Raw genomic sequence first — 23,928 nt, forward strand, 5'->3', positions numbered from 1 at the left:
CTCCCCTCCTAGATTTTAAGAAATAATAATCGACCCTTTATTTAAACGAGGTTGCTGCCCCCCTCTTAGTATAGTATTCCCTTCAAACTTACCTTCCGGATCTGAAGTAAATGCTTGGTTTAAAAGATCAAGATCTATATGTTCGGCAACTTTAAAAGCCTCTAAAGCATTCGTATAAGTAACCATCTCCACACTTTTCCGATCAATACCTTTTTGTAGCATTAGGGCCGCTGTCTTCGGCACAGCCAATGGGTCACTGATGCCCCAATCAGCGGCTGAATTCACCATAATATTTTCTGCGCCATAAGCTTGCACGATATCAACCATACGCTCATTTCCCATCTTAGTGAATGGATATATCGTAAACGCAGCCCAAAAGCCTCTATCCAGAACCTCTTTTACAGTTTCTTCAGAATTATGATCTATGATAACCATCTGGGGGTCTAAACCATGCTCTAAAGCAATATCCATACTTCTAGTTGTTCCACGTGTTTTATCTCTATGCGGTGTATGTACCTGGACGGGTAAGTTTGCTTCTTTCGCAAGCTCTAGTTGTGCTCTGTAGTACTTTTCTTCGGCCGGAGTTTGATCATCAAACCCTATTTCACCTATACCCAATACCCCCTCTTTATACAAGAAGTGTGGTAAAAGCTCCATTACTTGCTCTGCCAGAGGCTCGTTATTTGCTTCTCTAGAATTTAGTCCTATAGTACAAAAATGACGAATACCGAACTGTGAAGCCCTAAATCTCTCCCAACCAATCAGGCTACTGTAATAATCTTTGAAGGAGTCTAAACCAGTACGCGGCTGCCCCAACCAGAAGGCTGGCTCAATCAGTAAAGTAACACCTGCATCATACAAAGCCTGATAATCATCGGTTGTCCTAGATACCATATGTATATGAGGATCAACAAATTTCATCCCCTCAATAATACTTAAATCTAATGGTAAAGGTTCGCCCATACTGGCTACATCTCTATTTATTCCCGTACACATACTTTATCTTTTTTTATATGATTTCAAAACTTCTTCTATACTATTTCCCGACACATCTCTCCCTGCATCTGTAGGTGGAAGTGTTATATATTGTGACAAAACATGTCTTAAGATAAAAGACTCGCTATCATCTGAACATTTTTCATACGATTCAGATAAAATACCAACAGCCCGATCAGGTAAAAACTTTGCTGCTAAAAGCCAAAGTATGGGATGTATTTCTCTTTTTGCTGAATAACGTTCATAAATATAATCTACAACCGACTCTGCCAACGTTTGATTGTTACGCTCGAAAAGGCCATATATATTTAAAATATTTTTACCTGTGAAAAAAGCTTTTAAAACCAATTGATTCCAAGAACTTTCATCTAAGTACAAATAAGGATATTTATTATTTTCAATAACAGCCTCCTGTACCAAGCCGATATTACTACGTATACCTTCCTGGCAGCGCCCGATCCAATTTTCAGGGTATTTTAAAATAGGTAACGAGGAATATAACGCAGCCAATTCATGCATATCTGAATAGGAAAACAGATTATCAATGAATTTGACATATTCCTTTTCTTCATCTTCAATTAAACTAATTAACCATACACGAATTAACTGTACAGCACTCCAATTTTCAATAATTAAACTTTCAGTTTTTGTACTTTCCGTTTGAGGTTTGGAAATTACAGCCGTCTGAATAGCAGAAGACATTTTACGATTTAACGTTGAAAAAATTCGTATAAAACTTTTTTTATACGAATTTTTTATTTCCCGCTCACAATCATTTAAGTAGTTCTGATCATCATTGGACAATAAGTGAGAAATAGGGTCTAGTAATTTGCAATTAGGCATCTTATTCTTTTGAACCCAATTATACCATTTTTAAGATTTATTTCAAATTATTTATCGTATTTTTTGATCATTAGGTTTTTATATTCAACTTTCATCGGAGGCCCTACGTGCACTTGTATCCCGATCAAACCACTCAGCTTTCTATTTTCTGTATCATTATCCAACACTTCACTCATCAGCACGTCATTAATGTAATGCTGCAACCTATTCCCCTGAGCTACAATACGTATAGTATTCCAATCTTCACTTTTTATCGTATTTTTAAGGTCGGCTTGGTCACCCAATGAATCAACAATCTTTACATTTGACCATGCATTATTCTCTGATGCAGCCTTTTCACCTTCTTCCAACTCAGGAATTTCTACACTCTGCCCTCTGTAAGCTAACGTAGTTCGTTTACGCTCCTCATAATTTTGTCCGGTGTAATTATTTTGTCCGTCAATATCCGCTTGATAGCCCTTCAGAGCAAAAGGGACCGCATCATAACGCTCGCTTCTGTAGTTTATACCGCTATTACCGTTTGCAGATATACGAAATGAACCTTTTAATTCAAAGTCAGCCGGTTCTCCTCCTTCCCATATAACAAAGCTGTTACTTGTTAGAGGTTCATCCTCTTCTCTAATCTGCCCTGTTAATATACCGTCTTTAACATCCCATATTTTCTCATCACCTTTCCAACCCTGTAGACTATTTTTATCTAACATTTCCACAAACCCATCCCCATTATCAGAGTTAGTTTCCGACTTTACACTGGAGTTAGAGCAACTAGCAAAACCAACTGCAAGTAGCAAACACAAGCTACTATATTTTATATTCAACCTCATGCTTTAGAATTTACCTTGTTTATTTATTCCACTCTACACCTGTATCTTCCCACTTTTTATTTGCGGCAGAAGTTAAGACAGCTTCACAAACTTTCTGCGTTTCGTAAGCTTCTTTAAAGGTAGGTGAACAATCTGTATTGTTTTCTAAACTGCTTAAGAAATCTGCCACCTGATGAACAAAAGAGTGTTCATACCCTAAGGAAAGTCCCGGCACCCACCATTTATCCATATAGGGCTGATCTCCGTCGGTCACATGTATAGAACGCCATCCTCTGACTTGAGAATCATCCGAATTATCAAAGTACTCCAAACGGTTCATGTCGTGTAAGTCCCAGCGTAAGGATGCTTTCTCGCCATTAATTTCAAAAGTAAACATTGCTTTATGCCCGCGCGCATATCGAGTAGATTCAAATAAACCTAAAGAACCGTTGTCAAAATGACAATGAAAAATACAGGCATCATCAATCTTTACATCTTCCAGTTTTCCGGACTCTTCGTGTACACGCTGTTTTACAAAAGTTTCGGTCACAGCGGAGACATCATCAATACCTCCGTTTAACCACATGGCTAGGTCTATACAGTGCGCCAATAAATCTCCCGTAACACCAGAGCCTGCCGCCTCTGCATCCATGCGCCAAAATGCCCTTCCTCCTTGTGGTAAATTTTCGTTGATTGTCCAATCCTGTAAAAAATTTGTACGATAGTGAAACACTTTGCCTAATTTTCCGCTATCCACTATTTTTTTAGCTAGCGTTACTGCTGGCAACCTACGGTAGTTATACCATACTGTGTTTTTTACATTGTACTTTTCCACCGCTTCGACCATTGATTTTCCTTCTTCCAAAGTCCGTGACAATGGTTTTTCACAAAGCACCATTTTTCCTGCGGCGGCGGCAGCTACGGCAATCTCATGGTGCATATTATTTGGCGTACAGATATCCACCGCATCTATATCTTCTCGATTAATTAATGCTTTCCAATCTGTTTCATAAGATTCATACCCCCACTGTTCTGCGAAAGCCTTCACTTTATCCTCACTCCGCGAACAAACGGCTTTTAAAACAGGCGTATAAGCAAGATCAGGAAAAAAATTAGCTACTCTTTTATAACCATTAGAATGTGTTCTTCCCATAAAGCCACACCCTATTAACCCTATTCTTAATTCTTTCTTTTTCATGTATTATTTATTTTATCTACACTTCTTATTTCCATCCATGTGCTTCCCGAACCGCTATCATCGTTTCTAAGATAGAGTTCCACGTTTCCTGACGGTGCATGACCTCATTAGGGAACATACAGCCATCCCAACATATGTGATTAAAAGCTTTATTTAGCTCTCCTTTTTCGTTACGCATCCAAAAGCCAGCATCCCTGACTATGTCTAACTTACCATTCGGATCAGTAGGAAGGCAATGTCTTCCTGTTTTATCGTGAGAGCCAGATCCGAATACTGTGCCGTCATTCTGCGCCACATGAAAATCTATGGTCCATGGACGCAATTTTTCGGTCAGAAACCGTAATCCACGCTCTAGCTCCTCTCTATCATCCCACAGAAAGTCTTCTTTCAAAATCCGATGTTCAGGGCAGTTATAACCAAGTAAATATAAAAAGCTATGGGACATATCTGCCTGAAAACCTATATTCTCCCGATCGACCTGCTCTAGGGTATCCAACATATTTTTCCAACTATGCATACCTCCCCAACATATTTCCCCTTCTGTAGCTAGGCGTTCTCCATAATCTGCCGCCACATCACAAGCTCTTCTAAATGTTTCGGCAATTAATTTTGTATTGGCTACAGGATCTTTCGCCCACTCTTCAACACCTGTAGAAGAGTCTATACGGATCACATTACTTGTCCGAATACCTTGTTTTCTTAATTTATATCCCAGCTCACATGCTCTTTTCACAATATCGACAAAGCGATTTCGCTCATCGGCAGTTCCCATTGCTGAGCCTCCGTCCGGTGCCCAAATAGGAGCGACAAGCGTACCAATATCGAGGCCATAACCTCCTACTTTATCAACAATAGCACTTACATTATCATCTGAAGCATCGAGCTTAACATGCGCTTCAAATAAGCCTAGATCAACACCGTCAAATTTAACCCCATTCACTTCTGCTGCTGCCGTTTTTTCTAATAGTTCATCTAAAGAAATGATGGGTTCTTCTCCGCCTTTACCTACAATCCCGGGCCAAGTTGCATTATGCAATTTTGGATAATTAACTTTACTCATAATCTTGTTATTTAATTACTTCCTACTAGTTTTTCAATATCTAAATCAGGATTTTCAGGTCCAAAATGTTTTAGCATTACAATAGGATCTGTTGTAGAATGATTTTCGATTACTACGCCTCGTAAAGCAGCTTCTTCTGACACAAAATATTCATCATGTGTTAGTTGTCCATACCTAATTAATGAGGGCGTTTCTATTGTCCAATCATTTAATTTACCATACCCCTGCATCATGATTAAACCATAACTGGCCGCATCTTTTATCACAACCTTTTGCCCCGGTAGCACCGTTAATTCTTTTGCACTAAATGCTGTCGATTTATAGCATATCCACTTTTCGTTGTATCCCTGCGCTTCCATTTCTGCAACTTCTTTAACGGGAATTGGTTGCATAAATCTTTTTTTCATCTGATCTGGATCAACATTAAGCTCCCACTCGATAACGTCCATCAGTGCATCATAATTACCATGATCCTCTTTCGGTGTCCCTTTCCACAACAACTCTTCGGGTATCACGGCTTCATTTACCAAAGATTGATACATGGCAAAAACATCGGATGCCTTCTGTGGCTCATAAGTACATAGACTTCCTGGGGCATGTAAGATCCCTGGAGGAACATCCCAGCCTGTTCCTGGCTCTAATCGATAGGCTTGCGAATAATTAGTTATTTTATTATCACCTTTACTAAAATTTTTCAAACATTCTTTTATCTCCTCTTTTGTAGTCCCTGGTGCTATTCCCATAAATGTATAAGGGAAATCTCCACCATGATTATTCAGTTGAGGAGGGAAATAATATGCTTCGGGTTTACCTTTCTGCCCCACAAGCGCTGCTTTATCATCCGTATGATGAATATGGTGTGGCAACGGCCCCATATTATCAAAAAACTTCGAATACATTGGCCAACTTTTGTACTCGTTCCACAAGCGATCACCAATCAGGCGGCCTTTTAAATTATTGACAAAATCTTTAAAAAGAATTCGCTCCTCTTTCCCTCCTTCTTCATAAACCACAAAGCTTAAACCTTCAAATTCTCCTGTTAACGGACCGTTCTCTGCAGGTGTTGTTGATGATAACCAACGTTCATCAATCCCCCCACGCTCACCTCCTAATATGTAGTAGTCGTCTGGATGTAATTTTATTCTTCTCCCAGGGACACAGAATGATCTGGGCACCCAATTCGGCGCCAGTCTTAATACACCTTTTCCTTGTTCAAAAGCTTTCTCAATATTTTTCATTTTATATTAAATTTTATTTCACAAATCACTTCTATCAATAAATTTTTCAATTGATTCCTTATCATTCAGGATATCTAAAGTTAAGTTGTACGTCCTACGTTCCTGCGGTTTCAATAAAATCAATTCTCCTTGCGCTCTTGTTTCTTTCTGTCCTAGCGGAGGGTTCGTCCCAGGTTCAAGTCCGACCACATACTCTCCACTTCCCCAGTGCTGCCAATTGGTTAACCACGGCAACTGTTCTTTTTTGAAGCTTAATGCCAACGCAAGACCGATTTTTTCATTATAAATACCACAGGCGCAATCTCCATGAGTATCTGCTTCTATATTTATAAATGCGGCTTCCTCTCCGTTTCCTCGATGCTCATCTATAGGCTCTTGGCACAACTTAAAAGGATAATCTGTTTTAAATATTTTATTAGCGTCTCCTTTTTCCCTAGCCTCCCAATCACCTTTCCATAGCAACTGCGCACCGGCATCAACCAAAGGCCAGCCCAAATTAAAATGATATAAAAGCATATGAGGGGCTTCCACATTGCCTATGTTCAAGACCTCATCTTCAATAAGTATCTTCGGTTCTCCTAAATAACAGCGAATTGTACGTTTAAGCTGCAGCTGTACACCTAAGGGATGTCCCTGTTTCATGATCCCCGTGATGAACATTTCTCGATCATCATCTAACAGATTGGGCTGTTTGATTTGAATAATTTCGGCAGCTGTATTACTGATTTGATCATGTAACCCTCTTTTCCCATAGCTATCTTCTTCCGGTCCCCCCACATGTGTAAGCCCGCAAGTAACTAAGAGGCCGCCTCCAAAAGTCCGCAGCCAATCGGCATCCCGATCAGAAAAAGGTTGGGGGCTATTAACCCCCAAATGGCTGATCCAACTTAAGTTGTATTGATTGAAACTCGCTTCTGCAATATCCATAGCTCGATCTAGGACTACTTTAAACCGCACTCCACATCCTGTATTTATCCAAGCTATACGTACCCCACGCCCTGCACCATTATCTAAAACGGAGGTTTCAATCCCACCTACTTGAGCTATATTAGAAACTTTGTTTACCCAACTATTATCTAAAATATGCAAAACGATCAGCTTTATTTCTTTTGATATAATTCGTGATTTTCATTTGCTCCCGACATGAGATAAGCCATAATATTTTTAAGCTCATCCGCATTCAACATGTTCAAAGAACCTGGAGGCATAATTGAAACTTCGGAAACTTTGATATCCACTACCTGATTTTTCTTTACATCCCGCGTCACCTGTGGAGCATATGGGTTTTGTGATATGATATAATTTTTATCATTTTCTCCCATTAAGCGGCCCAACACAGAGGTACCATCTTTTAGGTGAAACACTTTCGATTCATACTGGTCGGAAATCACTTTATTAGGTTCTATTATTGCTTCCAACATATCTTTTGTTGAGAATCGTGTTCCTAGCTGTGTTAAATCAGGCCCTACCGATCCGCCCTCTCCTTTCATCGTATGGCACGAACCACACTTGACAGCAATAAACAACTCCCGGCCTCTTTTAAAATCACGCTCACCACTATTTTCATTAATAACTTTTAAAGCAGAGTCGATTTCCCATTTCTGACCGGGCCCTTTAGGTCCTTCAACTTTTTCCGCTAATCGGTTTCCACTTTGGCCAATCAGCGAATCTCCTGACAATTTATTAAAATAGGCAAACTGATCCTTAGGAACGTGCTGTAAAGCCATTTTTCGGGCTTTATCGATAAAACCGATGTAACTATTTCCGCCTTTATAGCCAAATGCTGTATGGTACCATTTAAAATATTCATCTTGATTTTGTTTTGTCCAACCTGTTTCGGCAGCACTTAACATAGTGGCAAGATAAATCTGCTGGGCAGGCGGAATATTTGCTAGCATATCTGCTATATCTAAGCCATACTGCGGGTTACGTAAAATAAGATCGGCCGAATTCATAAAGTTGTCCACATCTTTTTCATTGTCCTTCAAAGTAGGAAGTGCCGCTACAACTTTTGATACTATAGCATCATCATCAATACTTACGAGCACTTTTACCAACTCTCGATCTAATAGATTATCATTTGAAGGATATTTTGCACTCAATTGCTGACTTATCAGGTTTTTGGTTTCCGCATCAGGTTTACCCATTCTAAAAATAGCTACTTCATAAACCCTCAACAGATCTTGTAATGCCTCTTTAGATAAATCATTGACAACAATATCTTTTGTCAGTTTAGTTAATATCTGCTCTTTAAAGCTTTCTCCTCCTGCTCTTACCAAAGCAAGTGCAGCTCCTGTCAACTTTGTAACATCTTTTTCGGCAAACACTAAATCTTTCCACGAATCCACAGGTTGATGCTCTATAGCAATACGGGCGGCATATCTAATAAAGCGATCCTTATGACCTAAATAATCCCACATCTTCTCGGCTGTACCGGGTGCTGATGCCACATGATACTGCTCAATCTCTCTTCGCAATTTAATATCATCGGATACTTTACTTTTATTGGTTTTAGATTTTTTCGCTATCTTCTGATGGTCTTTGTGATATACCCTGTACAAATCTGATTCTAAGCGGCGTCCACCAGTTAAGAAATATAAAGCTCCGTCATGTCCAATCTCTCCGTCTGTCAGTGGCAAAGGCGCTCCTGAAAGAAATTCCTCAGCTTTAGCAGAATAAGTAGCTCCTTCAGGAGTGAGCTTAATAGAGTATATAATACCAAAACTCCAGTCAAATGCTAATAAACTATTTCGGAAGTTATCGGGAAAATTTGCACTACCGGCGTAAAGTAAATTGGTTGGAGAGCCTTGTCCAATATTTAATGTTGCCGGTAAATTATCTAAATAACTTGGGCTCCATTTAGCATTACCCGTTCTCCAGCCAAACTCACTTCCACTGGTCACATGACATATTCTAGTAGGGCGGTACCAAGGCAATCCAAAATCCCACTCCATATCTGCGTCATAAGTAAATAGCTCACCATCATCGTTAAATGCTATATCATAGGGGTTACGGTAGCCCGCACTGACCAGCTCCCATTTGCTACCTTCTGCATCTGTCTTTGCTATCCATCCTCCCGGTTCCAGACGGTCAGTTGCATGTCCTTGCGGATCTAAAATATGCGGGAACAAATTATCACGCTTCCAGGTAGGAGGCAAACGATAGGCATCCATTTTTGGCAGATCCGTATGGTTACCTGCCACAATGTAAACTGAAGAGTCTGGTCCTAAAACTATACTATGAGGACCATGCTCACCGCCGCCTTTCAAAGGCAGCATTTTAGTCATTTTATCTAGTTTATCATCATTATCCAGGTCCTGTAAACGGTAAAGCCCAGCTTCTAGTTCGCTACCGGGGCTTTCCGCTACCATCATATATAAACTATTATATGCCCACAACAAACCATGCGCATAACCTATTTTAGGTTTTTCTCCGCCCTCTTCTTTACTAGGAAGCTCAAGCTTTTCTACCTTCAGTTTAACTGTTGTATCAGAGCCAATAGGAGGAAGTTCTATACGAAACAATCCGCCATACTGGTCAGAAGTAATCATACGTCCTTTATCATCAAAGGTCATTGCAACCCAAGAGCCTTCTTCATTATCGGAAGGACTATAAAGATGTTCGGCTACAAAACCATCCGGCAATACTATTTTCGCCGTTTTTGGATTTAAATCTTTGGGTTCCGTTTCTTTACTCTGATTACAACTACTCACAAGCAGAAGTAGAAACAAAGAGCATAGCATACCCACTGTGTTGTTTGTTTTGATCATTACGGTTTATATTGATATATAATATATAAATCTACTGTTTTTTTTATTTATTTACCAGCCTTGATTTTGACTTATACCATTGAGCCTAACCTCTCTCTCGGGGATTGGGAACAACAATTTATGTTTCTGTATATTATAAGAAGCCTCACTTAATCTAGACAATCTTTTTTTCTCTTCTACACCATGTTTTTTCATTACCTCTTCTGCAGTTCCTGTACGTAGCAACTGATACCACCTATGATTTTCAAATGCAACCTCCACTCTTTGCTCATGTGCAATAGCCTTGGTTAAGTCTTCTTTAGACAGACCAGATAAAGGTTTTAAACCAGCTCTTTGTCTAACAGCATTTAAGTGTGGGTAAGGATCTCCTTCTCCTGACTCCTGCAACGATTCCGCTAGCATTAATAGGACATGGGCATAGCGGTATACCGGCCAATTCTCATTTGAACGCCCATCTTCTAGGTATGGGGCATGATAGAATTTTTTGATAAAAGGCATTTTATAACCGAATGCCTGTGCTTCCTGATAGTTTTTGCTGGACTCATGGTCATACAATGCGATTGACTTATCTCTACGCAAATCATCAGTCTCATAGGCATTATAAATACTTAGAGTAGGTATATTAGTACTTCCTAGCGTTCCTGGGAAACCCACCAGATCCATCTTTGCGTCCCTAGGTCCGAACATAAAAATAAAGTTACTATTCTCTCCTTCAATGGAGTGATCATACTGTACTTCAAATATCGACTCTTTATTATTTTTTGCTAAGGGGCTAAAACAATCTGCATAATCATTAACTAAAGTATAGCCTAATTTGGTCACTTCTTGAAATGCTTTAACGGCCAAAGAATATTCTTTGCGCGTAAGATGCACTTCACCCAACAATGTATATGCTGCACCTTTTGTTACGCGCCCCACATCATTTTTTCCATAGCCTTCTGTTCCCGGTAAAGTTTGTGCAGCAAACGTGACATCTGTTATAATTAAATCGTAAACTTCATCAATACTCGCTTTTTTATAAGTAAAGGTCGCCGTAGGCTCTGTAATCTCTGTCACGTGAAAAGGCACTTCACCAAAAAGCCGTACCAAATGAAAATATTGGGTAGCCCTTATAAATTTAACCTCTGCTATATAACGATTTTTTAACGCTTCATCAGCAAACTGTACTCCTTCTATTCGGGTTAAGACAACGTTTGCTTGTTGTATAGTATTATACATATTACTCCAAGCATTATTCACATAATTGTTGCTCGCCGTAATCAAAAATTCATCGATCTCTTCACGTTGCTGGGCACCCCGGTCAGCTTCAGCATACTGATAGGTTGTATTATCTGCCCTCATCTCTGTCAAAGCCCAAAAATCACTGGTATACAGACCTTGTAAACGGCCATATACCCCATTCACCGCACGCAACATCTGCTCTTCATTTTCGTAATAATTATTATCACTCGAGAATGAATGAGGCTTTACATCGAGCATATGATTACATGCTGAAAATGCCAATGCCCCTCCTAAAGCCAATATATATATTAGTCTCATAGTCTTATTTTTTAAAAGTTAAAGTTCAGGCCCAACGTATAAATTCTTGGGACAGGATAATTTGAATAATCAATCCCTGGAGTCAATGCTCCTCGATCACCTCTATTGTAATTTGTTCCTTCAGGATTACCGTCATAGTTAGTAAACAAGAACGGGTTTTGGATATTAGCATAAATGCGGACATCATTCAATACACCTTTTATCCCTCTTGGTAAAGTATATCCAAAAGTTATATTACGCACCCAAGCATAATCTGTTTTTTGCACATGCCCAGAATGCGTATCTCTGTACATAACACGGCCCCGACCTGAACCATTTGTTGTTGGCACCATTCCATCTCCAGGGTTAGCTTCTGATCTCCATCGATTTGCAACCTCCTTACGGACATTAAACACACCGTCAATATTATCTGTATAGAAACGGGTAGCGTGCAGCATTTCTGCCCCCATTGAACCAACCACCATAAACCTAAGATCAAATTGTTTATAACGGAATGTATTAGTCATTCCCCATGTAAACTTAGGGTATGGGTTGCCTATCACCTCAAAATCCTCTACCGGAGTTATCTCTCCGTCTCCATTTACATCTTTCATGCGTAGGTTGCCGGGGATAGCTCCCGGAAATGCAGGGTATTTTTTGAGGTCCTCTTCATTCTGATAAATACCTTCAACACGATAGCCAAACAGCATCCCCAAAGGCTGACCTATCTGGGTAATATTCATAGGGTTTCCCTCCGAACTCTGTCCCGAATAAATTGGATCTGAACTTCTTCCCAAAGCCATCACCTTATTTCTATTAAAAGAAATATTAAAATCTGTATTCCATGTAAAATTCTCACGGGCAAAATTGGCTGAGCTTATCGCTAACTCGACACCACGATTTCGAACATCGCCACGGTTTTCGATCACCGAACCAAATCCGGACGACTGAGGCACTTCAACGTTCAGAAGTAAATCTTGTGTATTACGCTGATAGTAGTTACCTGTAAAGGTTAACCGATTGTTTAGTGTGGTAAAATCTACTCCTATGTTAAATTCTTTCATTTTTTCCCATCCAAGACCAGGGTTACCAATAGAGTTCATCACACGCCCAGGAGCTAAACTGCCTCCAAAAATATAATTACCAGTACCTATACTGCTCATATATGTGTAGTTACCAATATTAAAATTACCACTTAAACCATATGAAGCTCTGAATTTCAACTCGTCTATCCAACTGACATCTTTTAGAAAACTCTCTTCTGATATCCGCCAAGATGCTGCAATTGAAGGGAAAGTACCCCAACGGTTATTCGGTCCAAAACGTGAAGATCCATCTGAACGAACAGTTCCTGTCAAAACATAACGATCTAAGAAGGTGTAATTAACCCGCGCTAAATAGGAGATTAAAGACCAATCTGTAATATCTGTGCCGCCTGTAATTCTGGCCGCTGCATTTAATGTCTTTATGTCATCATCAGGGTACTGCGATCCATTAAAGCCTGCGCTTTTATTTTTTTGTGACTGAACTGTATACCCTACCAAAGCACTGAGACTATGCGCATCTCCGAAATTGGTATCATAATTTAATGTATTCTCATTTAGCCAATTGATGTATTGCCCCCGTGAATAACTACCACTAGGAATAGACGGAGGTGGAGCGTTTTGCCCACCTAAAATTGACGGATTAAAAATCTCGGTACTACCATCCTCATAGTCAACATTGAATGTGGTTTTAAATTTTAGATTAGGCAAAAAACTATATTCCAAATAAGTGCTCATAAGCACTTTCATCTTATCATGTTGATTGGTTCGCTCTTTTAAAAACATGACAGGGTTTGGGTTTCCAAAAGTTCCTGGCGATTGTATATGTGCATTATAGCTACCATCTGCATTATAAACAGCAGGAATGGGGCTAGTAATCCCAAAATACTCATCGCGTCCCTGCCCACGTACACCTCCGGTTAGGTAGCTTAAGGTAGGCGCGATATTCATCCCGATTTTAAACTTATTCGCTATATTGCCATCTATATTCGCCCTTACAGAAAAACGTTCGAAACCAGTATTCAACATTACCCCCTGTTGATTAAGATAACCTGCAGAAACATACGAACGAACATGTTCATTGCCGCTGCTAATACCTACATTTATATCCGACATAGAGGCTGTTCTCATAACTTCATCATACCAATCTGTCCCTTTCCCTATCAATTCCGGATTTCTATATTCCAATGGAATATCATTTATAGTAGGTTCTCTTCCTTCTTCTAAACGTATTTTATCCTCAATTGCTTCCTTACGGAACTGCGCAAACTCTTGCCCGTTCATCATATTTGGTCTGCCTTTGCGTGGAACAGCTTGCAAACCCGAGTTTGCAGTCACATCAATCGCTAGCTTACCTTGTTTTCCCTTTTTTGTCGTAATGATAATCACACCGTTAGAACCTCTTGAACCATAAATAGCCGTAGCAGATGCATCTTTTAATACGGTCATGGATTCAATATCACTATTATTAATAGAGCTCAGAGGATTAGACTGCTCATCAGAAGATGCAGGTACAGGAAAACCGTCAATCACATAGAGAGGCTGACTACCCGCCCCCACAGCACCTATACCACGCACCTGTATACGCGGCCCACCTCCTGGCGCTCCATTAGATGTACTTACAGTAACTCCCGCAATCTGCCCGGTCAATGCCTGATCGGGACTCGTAAGTGCTTGCCCCGCTACGTTTTTCATCGAAACCATGGCAATTGCACCCGTTACATCTTTTTTCTGTTGACTTCCATAACCAATTACAACCACTTCATCTAAATCCTCCGAAGAAGATTGCATAGTAATATCAACATTCGATTGCTGATTTACTGTATACTCTTGTTCTAGGTAACCGACATTCCTAAATACCAAGACCTGCCCTTTTTTAACCTTAATCTCATATTGCCCATGCTCATTACTGGAAGTTGCCGTAGTAGTTCCTTTCACCAAAATAGAAACGCCTGCCATTGGCTCATTAGCAGCATTGACTAATTTTCCTTTAATAACAAACTCTTCTTGAGGCTTTAAAGAAGTTATATGATTAGGCTTATCAATTTTATGCTCATTTGTACTATTTGCATGTGTCATTCCTGTAATTAATGACAGTTGCGCAATAAGACCAAAAGACAAAAGTCTCCAGCCATTTATTTCCTTATATTTTTTTCCATTCACAGCGCATATTTTCCATGGAATAGAAAGTTTAATACACTTTTTATTTATTTGTTCATATTTCATAACTTTGTTTTGTTTAATAAGTTAGACAGTAAAAGAGAGACTCACTTTGTAAGCGGATCTATTGTCATAGACAATCCGATGATCTAGGAACTCATCGGCTCTTTTTATTTTAAACTAAATCTTTCTGGTTCATAAAGACTTCTCCCCTAATTATTAGGGGGACGCCTGATTTTGAGAAATTTGTTTTTGTATCATAATTTTTTTTAGTGTTTTTTAATCTAGCAAGATCTCTTATTCCAAATATATATAGGAAAGATAAAACATGCATCCTGCGCTATCCTGAACCACTTACAAGAGACTAAAGCATCACGGTATAAAGATTAGGGAATAGTAAACAACAAAATACAGAACTCACAAATAAGACTATTCTGGATATTTTCTGAAAGATTAATAAAAAAACATCTTAGACACGTTAGAATTAGCACCACCTCTGCATTCAGTCTGATATAGAGGTGATTGCATATAATTCGTATGACTAAATCAAGTTAAGTGTTTATAGAATCGGTTATATAAGCGTTTATTTCTGTATAAATAAAAACACACCTTTTTTATTTGCAGTAACTATATCCATCAACCCATCTCTATTAACATCTTCCACAACAATGTGCATACCTGCTCCTGAATCATCATCAATTAAATGCCTGCGCCAAAAAGGTTCAACCATTGGAGTGTGCTCATACCAATACAGGACAGCTGGCTCATTGGCACCAGGATCGCCACCATTATGTGCATAATAACGTTTCCCCGTAATCAGATCAGGAAACCCATCATTATTTATATCTGCAAAGGCTAAAGCATGAGATTGGGAAAAAGAGCTATCGATCAACTGAGGCTCCCATAAACGATTGCCATCAGTATCAACTCTTTGCTTATTCCACCAGACACCGTAGCTGTGCGGAGCAGAATTAAGTATATCAAGAAGACCATTATTATTTACATCCCATACATACATTTGCGCAGACTCATCACTTAAATGAGCTTCATGAAACTTCCAGTCGGATGTATAATAAGGTCTTGGATTTTCCCACCAGCCTTCGCTAACTAGCACATCCGGAAATCCATCCTGATTAAAGTCCATAACTCCTAACCCATGCGTGTACATATGAGTAGCCCGGCCTTTTTCTCTACTTATAACATGCTTCTTCCATTCTACCTGCCCCTTGACTGCCGGAGACTCTAACCAAATAACCTCTTCTAAAAATGGATCATTCCCCACCAAATCAGGCCGTCCATCTCCATTAATATCAATAAACATGGGGGTTTCATTCCCAAACTGTTCATAAATTAGATTCTCTTCCCAGTGCTCCCCTTCTACCTGCGGATTTCTATACCAAACTACTTCCTGCCCGGGCTGGTCAATCCTGATAATATCCAACCAGCCATCTTGATCCACATCTAAAACAAAATGCAAAAAAGCATCACTATACCCCTTCTCGTATTCAAAATGTACTGGAGCGGTTATCTCATGCTTTTTCCAAGTCGGTGCTTCAAACCAAAATGCGCCAGCAATAATATCCAACCTACCATCATTATTAATATCTCCAACAGTAACTCCCTCAGAAACAAAAGCGTCATGGATGACAACCTTATCAAATAAAATGGATTTACCAGACATACCTTGTGCCGTAAGCCCGCAGGGAAGAACAAACAAGCCCGAGAATAATAAAAGTATTTTAATCAAACTGTACATAGTTATCTATTAAAAACTACGGTATAAGCTTACGCTGTATAATTAATTACTCCTTAGAAATTAAAATTATTCCTGTGCTATTGCTTTAGTGTAATTCTTAATTTCTATTATTTTACTAGGAATTTGGTTATCATTCCAATGTTCATGCATCGCTAATGCAGCGCCCAATGCTGTAGCTTGAGCAACAGAAGCTGCAAAAACAGATATATTTAAATCATTTAACTTGGCTGCTAACAACTGCATAAATATATCATTTTTGCTAAAACCGCCATCGACAAACAACTTATTGATCGGGAGATCACCCTCTAAAATTAAGTTCAAAGATTTGATCTGTGCGTTGACTAAATATACATTTAAAGCATAGTATGCTTCTTCTGCAGTTGAAAACATATCCAAATCTACTTCAGCAAAAAAGCCAAATTGAATCTTATCTATAGAGAATTGTCTTTCTATATGAAAAGCTTGACTTTTATTTAATCTCAACCCTTTAAAAAATGAAGAATCTTGACCAAAGAAATCAGCTATTCTTTTACTCTGAATATCATGCTCATTCCCTAAAAAGATACGGGCAGCTTTCACAGGTGAATTTAAATAGCTTAAATAAAACAAACAATCATTTTCCAACTCATATTTTGTCAATGCCTTTTTGTTATATGGATTCATCGAAATGGACCAAGTGCCTGTAGAAATCAGGACAAAAGGTTCTCGAAAGCTTAATAAATAGGGAATGAGAGCCGCAGAACTATCGTGTAACCCCATTCCCACGATAAATGAATTTTGCGAGAAGATTGGATCTAAGGCGATACTGCCCTTTTCTATCGGAGCGAGCTTATTAGCGAGCCCTTCCTCTACAACCCACTTATGATACGCCATTGCTGTATAGTCCCATAATGCTGTATGGCAACCTATACTTGTCATATCACTATAAAGCTGCCCAGTAATTAAATAACTGACATATTGCGGAAGATGAAGAGCGACGCTCATCTGCTTAAACTTAGCAGGAGACTCTTTTAATAACCTATAAAGCTGTAAACCCGAATTTAGACTCCCTAATGAGGGAGAGGCAGTTTGTAGACAAAAATTTTCTTTACCGCCATATTTTTTATAAAGTGAGTGCTCTAATTCTTCCGGATAAGGCTTCAGGTAATTATAAAGAGGACTTAAAGGCATTCCTCTTTCGTCTAAAAGAACCAAACTTGCTCCATATGCCGAAAAATTAACAGCTTTTACTTCAAATCGTAAATCGCGGAAAACTTCATGCAAAGCATCATAAACAAATAAGCGGAGATCATTTAGATTTTCACAAGGATAGCCATCCTCATCCTTAATCTCTATTAATCTAGTCGATCGTTCAAAAACAATTTCATAATCTTCATTAAATAAAAATATTTTTTTATTCGTCTTACCGATATCAAAAACTGCTATTACCTTTATTTTCTTCATAAAAAAGTCACACTTAGTGTAGGAAAAAACCACCGATCCATTGTTTTAGATAAAAAGACACATACTGCCAATTAAGCCCGCTACATATTTTTAATGAACCGCTAATTAACAGTACGCATCATAGAAAAACTGCAAAGTGTCTTCTTTATCTTCTCCTAATATATTAAAAACATCATGATGGTCTACGTTATCTAACAAATGCCATAGCAACACCCCCATCTACATTAAGCACATTTCCTGTCGACTTATCTAACAGACCACTAACAAACATAAAACAGGCATTTGCAATATCTTCTGGTAAAATTGTTTCTCCCAATAATGTTCGTTTTGCGTAGAAATCTGGCAACTCTTCTACTTTTATACCATAGGCTTTAGCTCTTCCTTCGGCCCATCCTCCTGCCCAGATATTACTGTCGGAAATGACAGCATCTGGATTAATTACGTTCACACGAATTTTATCTGCCCCTAATTCTGCTGCATTTAGGCGGCTAAGATGTAATTGAGCAGCTTTGGCACTACCATAACCTGCATTATTTGGCCCGCTGACTAAAGCATTTTTACTCACAACATTGACGATATCTCCCCCTATTTGCTGACTTCTCATTAGTGAGACAGCAACCTGCGTAACAAAAAATTGTCCCTTCACTAAAACATCATACAATAAACTCCAATCTTTCTCGGTATGCTCTTCAATTGGTTTTGAAATAGATAAACCTGCATTATTCACCACAATATCTACTCCTCCAAATCCTAATGAAGCCACATTAAACGCACGTTCGATACTATCTTCGTTTGTCACATCTAATATTGTTTTCACAACACTATCTCGGCCATAACGCTCAACAAACTTATTTTCAGTTTCCTCTAGACGTTCCTGGTTAAGATCATTAAGTACTACACATGCTCCTTCCTCTATGAATTTTCGAGCTATAGCTTTCCCTATTCCTCCTGCGCTTCCTGTGATAAGTGCTATTTTTCCTGTCAGTGGCTTGGGCTTAGGCATACGTTGTAGCTTTGCTTCCTCTAACAACCAATATTCAATATCAAAAGCCTCTTGCCTCGGCAAAGCAGTGTACTCGCTCACTGCCTCTGCGCCCTTCATTACATTAATTGCGTTAATGTAAAACTCTGAAGCAACTCTTGCGGTTTGTTTATCTTTTGCAAAAGTAAACATCCCTACCCCTGGATAAATGATAACGACCGGATTTGGGTCACGTATAGCTGGGCTATTAGCATGCTTACAACTCTCATAATAAGAAGTATACATTGCTCTATATTCTTCAAAAGAAGGAAGAATCTGTGATTTTAAATCCGCTAAATCAGAAAGATCAGCATGTGGACTAAGATTCAACACCAATGGTTGTATCTTAGTTCGTAAAAAATGGTCTGGACAGCTCGTGCCCATCGGCACTAAGCGCATCAAGTCGTTAGAGTTAATATATTCCAACACTTTATCATCGTCTGTAAAGTGCCCAACCATATGTCGTTCACTGGAACAAAAGCCGCGTAGAAGAGGAGCTAACTTTGCCGCCTGCTGCTTCCGCTGATCGCTAGGAATACTTTCTATTTTTTGCCCACCAAAAACAGGCCGTTTTTTACCATAATTTTGATTTAAATATTCTGCACATGCATCAATAACTTCTAAAGAATTGACATAACATTCATGAGCTGTGTCGCCCCAGGTAAACAACCCATGAGAACCTAACATAATACCTCTTATGCCTGGATTTTTTTCTAAACAATCTCTCAGCTTCAACCCCAAGTCGTATCCCGGTCTTTGCCAGTCTACCCAACCAATAGTATTATTAAATAACTCTTTTGTTATTCTCTCTCCATCTTTGGCTGCCGCAATAGCTATAGCTGCATCAGGATGTAAATGATCTATATGTTTAAACGGTAAAAAGCCATGCAAAGGTGTGTCAATAGAAGGCGCCTTAGAATCTAAATCAAAGATACAGTGATCAAAAAGAGCAACCATTTCATCCTCATATTCTATTCCTCTATAAACTTTTTCAAGATCTTTAAACCTATTCATATATAGGGCTGCTAGCCCTGGCTTACTCAGTGTTCCTAAGTCTCCTCCGGAACCTTTGATCCACATAACCTCGACATCTAATCCTGTCAAAGGATCTTTATCCCAAACCTTGCAGGACGTATTCCCTCCGCCATAGTTGGTGATTCTCAAATCTGATCCTAATAAATTGGAACGGTATAGCAATAATCCGACCTCATCGTCGGCCAATGCTTCTTCCCTTTTCTTGTCCCATAAATATTTTACATGTTTATACTCTCTCACTTTATATATATATTTAAATTTACAAATAACTACTTTCACAGCCCCATTACATTAGTATATTAGAACACACAACTTAAAGCCTTTGTCTGTTACAAAAACATAAAACTTCCTTTTTACAGTAAACTTGCCAGTTATATTCTTTCTAAAAAGCTAATTGAATGGAAAATTATAATAAAAGTTAAAAACAGCTGTCATGCGCCATCATGCATGTAAGTAAATTAAAACAGCCCATACGTGTGCCTTATTATAACAAGATTTTTATAAACTAAAAGCTTCAAAAAGTCAACTCTTCAACATACTTTTTAGTATACTTGCAAATTAATTAAACTGTTTTTAAGAGTAAATCTACATGAACCTACGTAATTACTTATTAGTTGCTGCACTAGCAGGTTTTTCGCTTACTTCCTGTAATTCGGAAAAACCTCATTGTAATTTAGCAACAAACTACGAGTTTAGTCAAATGACTGACTCACTAAAGGCCAATCTTAAATGGCCTGATAATTTAGACATTCAGGTCTTTACCGATGACAAATTAGTGCCAAGCCCTTCTTGTTTAGCAGCATCGGCCTCTGGCGACGTATTCGTTGGAGTTGACAAAATAGGCTCCCTAGGCAAGGAAATAGGGCAAGGTGCTATTGTAAAATTAACAGATTGTAACGGTGACGGAATTCTAGACAGCCACTCACTATTTGCAGAAGTAGACAACCCAAGAGGTATACTAGCTTTGGGGAATCAAGTTTTTGTACTTCATACACGTTTTTCGCCAGAAACCAAAAAGGCAGAAAACATGGATCTTGTTGTGTTTACAGATGAAAATAATGATGGTGTAGCTGATGGCGCTCCAAAAACACTTATTAAAAACATAAGTAATCCTACCTATCTGGCTGAGCGTGGAACAGACCATGCGACCAACGGTATCCAAATAGGTATAGACGGTTGGATTTACATTGCAGTGGGTGACTTCGGCTTCCACGATGCAACTGATGTAGCCGGCAATAAGCTAACTATGCTAGGAGGCGGTATAGTACGTGTTCGTCCTGACGGTACAGAAATGGAAATCTACACAACTGGACTTAGAAACATTTATGATGTTGCTATTGACCCATTTATGAATATTTATACCCGAGACAACACAAATGATGGAGGTGGTTGGAACATTCGTTTTTCCCATCAAATTCAATCGGGCGAATACGGATACCCATTATTGTTTCAGAATTATACAGAAGAAATTATTCCTGCATTAGTAGATGCAGGAGGAGGATCAGGAACAGGTTCTTTGTATTTAAACGACCAACGTTGGCCTGTAGAATACAATAACACTCCACTTATGGCTGACTGGGGAAGAAGTTATCTGTACCGCCATTCGGTAACAGCTGACGGTCCTACTTATACACAAAAAGACGAAGAATTTATACAGCTGCCTCAAATAACTGATTTAGATATTGACGGAACAGGTATTTTATATCTTTCAGCTTGGGATGGAGCCGGTTATTCGGGAAGCCCAGACAAAGGCTATGTTATTCGTGCAGTACCTAAAGACTTTAAATTCGAATATTTAGGAAAAATAGAAAGTAAATCTACTGGCAAACTGATCGACTTACTAAAATCACCTCATGCAAAAGTAAGACAAGCTGCACAATACGAGCTTATCAGTAGAGGGGATACGAAAAAAGTTGAATCGGCATCTTTGAAATTAGCTAATAACACATCTTTACCTACAGAAACGAGAGTTGCAGCACTTTATACCTACGCACAGGTAACAGGGGAAAAAGCTATAGAAAAGTTAGTTGAACTTACTAATGATACGGACCTTCAGGAACATGCGCTACGTGCACTTGCTGATCGCAAAAACATAGTAAATAAAGTTCCGGCAGAGCCTTTTATAACAGGTTTAAAGTCAAATAATCCAAGAGTACAATCAGCCGCAATAATCGGACTGGGCAGATTAGGAAAAAAAGAAACTGTAAAAGAATTATTGAATGTAAAAGTTCCAGCATCTTTTAAAGCTCCTGCACTGGGCAAAGAAGGTCCTCATGCGACTCCCAATTCAGAAATCGTGCTTCCACATCTGGCCGTTAAAGCTATTGTTGCCTTGAACCCTATAGATGAGCTAGTACAAGCTTTGGACACAGACAACAAGGATATTGCTCTATGGGCTGCACGCTACTTACACAATGACAAAATCGTAGAAAAGCTGATACAGATTTATCCAAATGCTGACGAAGCCCTGAAACGAAAAGTATTAAATACATTAAGTCGCATTTATCATAAAGAAGCTGATTACGATGCAACATGGTGGTGGGGCACACGCCCAGACTCGCACGGTCCATATTATAAAACTATAGACTGGAGTAGTACGAACACTATAAAAGACTTTCTTTTAACAGAATGGAAAGCTGCGGATACAAAAGAGAAAGAATACTATAAGGTTTTAAACACCAAATATAGATTGAATATCGCGCCTTTCGGAACTGTTGACCTTCAAAGCGTAAGTGAAGAGCACACGAATGTAGATTTAGAAAAAATAAAAAACAAAAAAGGGCAAGTTGGAGAGTCTTCAATTGAAGATATTATGCTGGCTTTACAAAAAATAAAAGGCGACCCTGAAAAAGGAGGCGCATTGTTTCAACAACAAGGCTGTCAGGTTTGTCATAGTATAAGCAAAGACGAAGCAATGAAAGGCCCATATATGGGGCAAATTGGCTCGATAATGAATAGGGAACAAATAATTGAATCTATTCTTAAGCCCAACGCCTCTATATCGCAAGGTTTCTCAACAGTCCAATTAAAGACTAAACAAGGGAAAACACTTGTTGGTTTTGTCACGGCGGAATCTGCTGAAAAAATAACTATCCGTGATATTTCCGGTAAAGCAACGGATGTCAATATTAAAGATCTGGCAGAACGTAAGGAAATGGATTTTTCTATGATGCCTACGGGTTTAGCTAACGCACTAAGTTTTGAAGAATTGGCTTCATTAGTCGCTTATCTAGAAAAACAAAAATAATTAAAATGAGAAAAACGGTTCAGATTAATTTCTGAACCGTTTTTTTTACCAGACAGAACATCTTCAGCTTATATTGATATTTTCACATTAAAAAAAAGTTTTCCTTCAAAAGCTTACATTATCAGGAAAAAAAACTATAATTTTACATTTAGTCTATTTAGAATTATAAATTTTCCGTGATCCTATGATTTTGAGAATAAAACATTATTTCGTATTCCTTTTCACTTTATTAACATTTTGTTCATACGGACAAACCAAAGCTGGTTTACCCTATGCTATTCAGCAAGGCACATTAAACACCCAGTTTACTAATATCACCAACATGTCCAGATCCTTTGATGGGGACTTTAAACTAATACGAAAAACTAATCTCGAAATATTAAGAAAAAATGTTATAGACTCTATCTCGCAATATCAAACAGAAATTGCTTCTTTAAAAAAGAATACTTCAAGTGCTGTTAACTCTGTTCAGTCATTGAGAGATTCGGTAAATACACTTACTGCAGACCTCACGACTGAAATGTCAAAAACAGATAGCATCGCATTTTTAGGTATAAATTTCTCTAAAAAATCTTATCACATTATCGTCTGGTCTTTGATAATTGTTTTTGCATTGTCATTCATTATCACATTAGCTTCTTTCAAGAAAGCTAAAATTGATACAAATGAGCATAAAAAAACTACAGAGGAGTTACAAGACGAGCTACAAACATTAAGAAAAAAATCTATCGAAAGAGAACAGTTGTTAAAACGCCAATTACTCGATGAGCAGTTAAAAAGAAATCCATAACTAAATA

At 38.6% G+C, this 23,928-nt stretch carries 15 protein-coding genes; 2 read left to right on the forward strand and 13 right to left on the reverse strand.

Annotated elements, in window-relative coordinates:
* Nucleotides 1-15: 15 nt before the first annotated feature.
* The 13 genes from ORI89_RS01735 to ORI89_RS01795 all read right to left on the reverse strand — a co-directional run bounded on the left by ORI89_RS01735 (nucleotide 16) and on the right by ORI89_RS01795 (nucleotide 20,124).
* Nucleotides 16-996 carry a TatD family hydrolase gene (locus tag ORI89_RS01735; protein WP_268228696.1) on the reverse strand — a complete coding sequence of 327 codons (981 nt, stop codon included), beginning with the start codon at nucleotides 994-996 and terminating at the stop codon, nucleotides 16-18.
* 3 nt (nucleotides 997-999) lie between these two features.
* Entirely contained in the window at nucleotides 1,000-1,839 is an 840-nt protein-coding gene (locus tag ORI89_RS01740; protein WP_268228697.1) for an EboA domain-containing protein, read from the reverse strand.
* Nucleotides 1,840-1,886: 47 nt separating this feature from the next.
* On the reverse strand, nucleotides 1,887-2,663 hold the full coding sequence (locus ORI89_RS01745; protein ID WP_268228698.1) for a 3-keto-disaccharide hydrolase: 777 nt from the start codon (nucleotides 2,661-2,663) through the stop codon (nucleotides 1,887-1,889).
* A gap of 19 nt (nucleotides 2,664-2,682) precedes the next feature.
* Nucleotides 2,683-3,840 (reverse strand): Gfo/Idh/MocA family protein, encoded by a 1,158-nt coding sequence (locus ORI89_RS01750; protein WP_268228699.1) that lies wholly within the window; start codon nucleotides 3,838-3,840, stop codon nucleotides 2,683-2,685.
* 25 nt (nucleotides 3,841-3,865) lie between these two features.
* On the reverse strand, nucleotides 3,866-4,900 hold the full coding sequence (locus tag ORI89_RS01755; RefSeq protein ID WP_268228700.1) for a sugar phosphate isomerase/epimerase family protein: 1,035 nt from the start codon (nucleotides 4,898-4,900) through the stop codon (nucleotides 3,866-3,868).
* A gap of 11 nt (nucleotides 4,901-4,911) precedes the next feature.
* Nucleotides 4,912-6,138 (reverse strand): hypothetical protein, encoded by a 1,227-nt coding sequence (locus ORI89_RS01760; protein WP_268228701.1) that lies wholly within the window; start codon nucleotides 6,136-6,138, stop codon nucleotides 4,912-4,914.
* An 18-nt stretch (nucleotides 6,139-6,156) separates the two neighbouring features.
* A complete protein-coding gene (locus tag ORI89_RS01765) occupies nucleotides 6,157-7,227 on the reverse strand; it encodes an aldose 1-epimerase family protein (RefSeq protein ID WP_268228702.1) in 1,071 nt (356 codons plus the stop codon).
* A gap of 11 nt (nucleotides 7,228-7,238) precedes the next feature.
* Nucleotides 7,239-9,908, reverse strand: a complete 2,670-nt coding sequence (locus ORI89_RS01770) for a c-type cytochrome (protein WP_268228703.1) — start codon at nucleotides 9,906-9,908, stop codon at nucleotides 7,239-7,241.
* Nucleotides 9,909-9,959: 51 nt separating this feature from the next.
* Nucleotides 9,960-11,447: a RagB/SusD family nutrient uptake outer membrane protein gene (locus tag ORI89_RS01775; protein ID WP_268228704.1), complete on the reverse strand. Its 1,488-nt coding sequence runs from the start codon at nucleotides 11,445-11,447 to the stop codon at nucleotides 9,960-9,962.
* Nucleotides 11,448-11,458: 11 nt separating this feature from the next.
* A complete protein-coding gene (locus tag ORI89_RS01780; RefSeq protein WP_268228705.1) occupies nucleotides 11,459-14,695 on the reverse strand; it encodes a SusC/RagA family TonB-linked outer membrane protein in 3,237 nt (1,078 codons plus the stop codon).
* Between the two features lie 517 nt (nucleotides 14,696-15,212).
* The gene (locus tag ORI89_RS01785; protein ID WP_268228706.1) at nucleotides 15,213-16,385 is read right to left on the reverse strand and encodes an FG-GAP repeat domain-containing protein; all 1,173 of its coding nucleotides are present in this window, start codon (nucleotides 16,383-16,385) and stop codon (nucleotides 15,213-15,215) included.
* 66 nt (nucleotides 16,386-16,451) lie between these two features.
* Complete coding sequence (locus tag ORI89_RS01790; protein ID WP_268228707.1) at nucleotides 16,452-17,828, reverse strand: FGGY-family carbohydrate kinase; 1,377 nt, start codon at nucleotides 17,826-17,828, stop codon at nucleotides 16,452-16,454.
* Nucleotides 17,829-18,015: 187 nt separating this feature from the next.
* Nucleotides 18,016-20,124 (reverse strand): bifunctional aldolase/short-chain dehydrogenase, encoded by a 2,109-nt coding sequence (locus ORI89_RS01795; protein WP_268228708.1) that lies wholly within the window; start codon nucleotides 20,122-20,124, stop codon nucleotides 18,016-18,018.
* Between the two features lie 349 nt (nucleotides 20,125-20,473).
* Here ORI89_RS01795 and ORI89_RS01800 point away from each other — a divergent pair, with 349 nt between their 5' ends.
* Both ORI89_RS01800 and ORI89_RS01805 read left to right on the forward strand, forming a co-directional pair.
* Nucleotides 20,474-23,131 carry a DUF7133 domain-containing protein gene (locus ORI89_RS01800; RefSeq protein WP_268228709.1) on the forward strand — a complete coding sequence of 886 codons (2,658 nt, stop codon included), beginning with the start codon at nucleotides 20,474-20,476 and terminating at the stop codon, nucleotides 23,129-23,131.
* A 184-nt stretch (nucleotides 23,132-23,315) separates the two neighbouring features.
* Nucleotides 23,316-23,921, forward strand: coding sequence for a hypothetical protein (locus tag ORI89_RS01805; protein ID WP_268228710.1), 606 nt, complete (start codon nucleotides 23,316-23,318; stop codon nucleotides 23,919-23,921).
* The last annotated feature ends 7 nt before the right edge of the window (nucleotides 23,922-23,928 follow it).

It is taken from the genome of Sphingobacterium sp. UT-1RO-CII-1 (assembly GCF_026711005.1).
Classification (GTDB): domain Bacteria; phylum Bacteroidota; class Bacteroidia; order Sphingobacteriales; family Sphingobacteriaceae; genus Sphingobacterium.

Coding starts and splice junctions, on each gene's coding strand:
- ORI89_RS01735 (WP_268228696.1), bottom strand. CDS start 996: ATGTGTACGGGAATAAATAGAGATGTAGCCAGTATGGGCGAACCTTTA.
- ORI89_RS01740 (WP_268228697.1), bottom strand. CDS start 1,839: ATGCCTAATTGCAAATTACTAGACCCTATTTCTCACTTATTGTCCAAT.
- ORI89_RS01745 (WP_268228698.1), bottom strand. CDS start 2,663: ATGAGGTTGAATATAAAATATAGTAGCTTGTGTTTGCTACTTGCAGTT.
- ORI89_RS01750 (WP_268228699.1), bottom strand. CDS start 3,840: ATGAAAAAGAAAGAATTAAGAATAGGGTTAATAGGGTGTGGCTTTATG.
- ORI89_RS01755 (WP_268228700.1), bottom strand. CDS start 4,900: ATGAGTAAAGTTAATTATCCAAAATTGCATAATGCAACTTGGCCCGGG.
- ORI89_RS01760 (WP_268228701.1), bottom strand. CDS start 6,138: ATGAAAAATATTGAGAAAGCTTTTGAACAAGGAAAAGGTGTATTAAGA.
- ORI89_RS01770 (WP_268228703.1), bottom strand. CDS start 9,908: ATGATCAAAACAAACAACACAGTGGGTATGCTATGCTCTTTGTTTCTA.
- ORI89_RS01775 (WP_268228704.1), bottom strand. CDS start 11,447: ATGAGACTAATATATATATTGGCTTTAGGAGGGGCATTGGCATTTTCA.
- ORI89_RS01780 (WP_268228705.1), bottom strand. CDS start 14,695: ATGAAATATGAACAAATAAATAAAAAGTGTATTAAACTTTCTATTCCA.
- ORI89_RS01785 (WP_268228706.1), bottom strand. CDS start 16,385: ATGTACAGTTTGATTAAAATACTTTTATTATTCTCGGGCTTGTTTGTT.
- ORI89_RS01790 (WP_268228707.1), bottom strand. CDS start 17,828: ATGAAGAAAATAAAGGTAATAGCAGTTTTTGATATCGGTAAGACGAAT.
- ORI89_RS01800 (WP_268228709.1), top strand. CDS start 20,474: ATGAACCTACGTAATTACTTATTAGTTGCTGCACTAGCAGGTTTTTCG.
- ORI89_RS01805 (WP_268228710.1), top strand. CDS start 23,316: ATGATTTTGAGAATAAAACATTATTTCGTATTCCTTTTCACTTTATTA.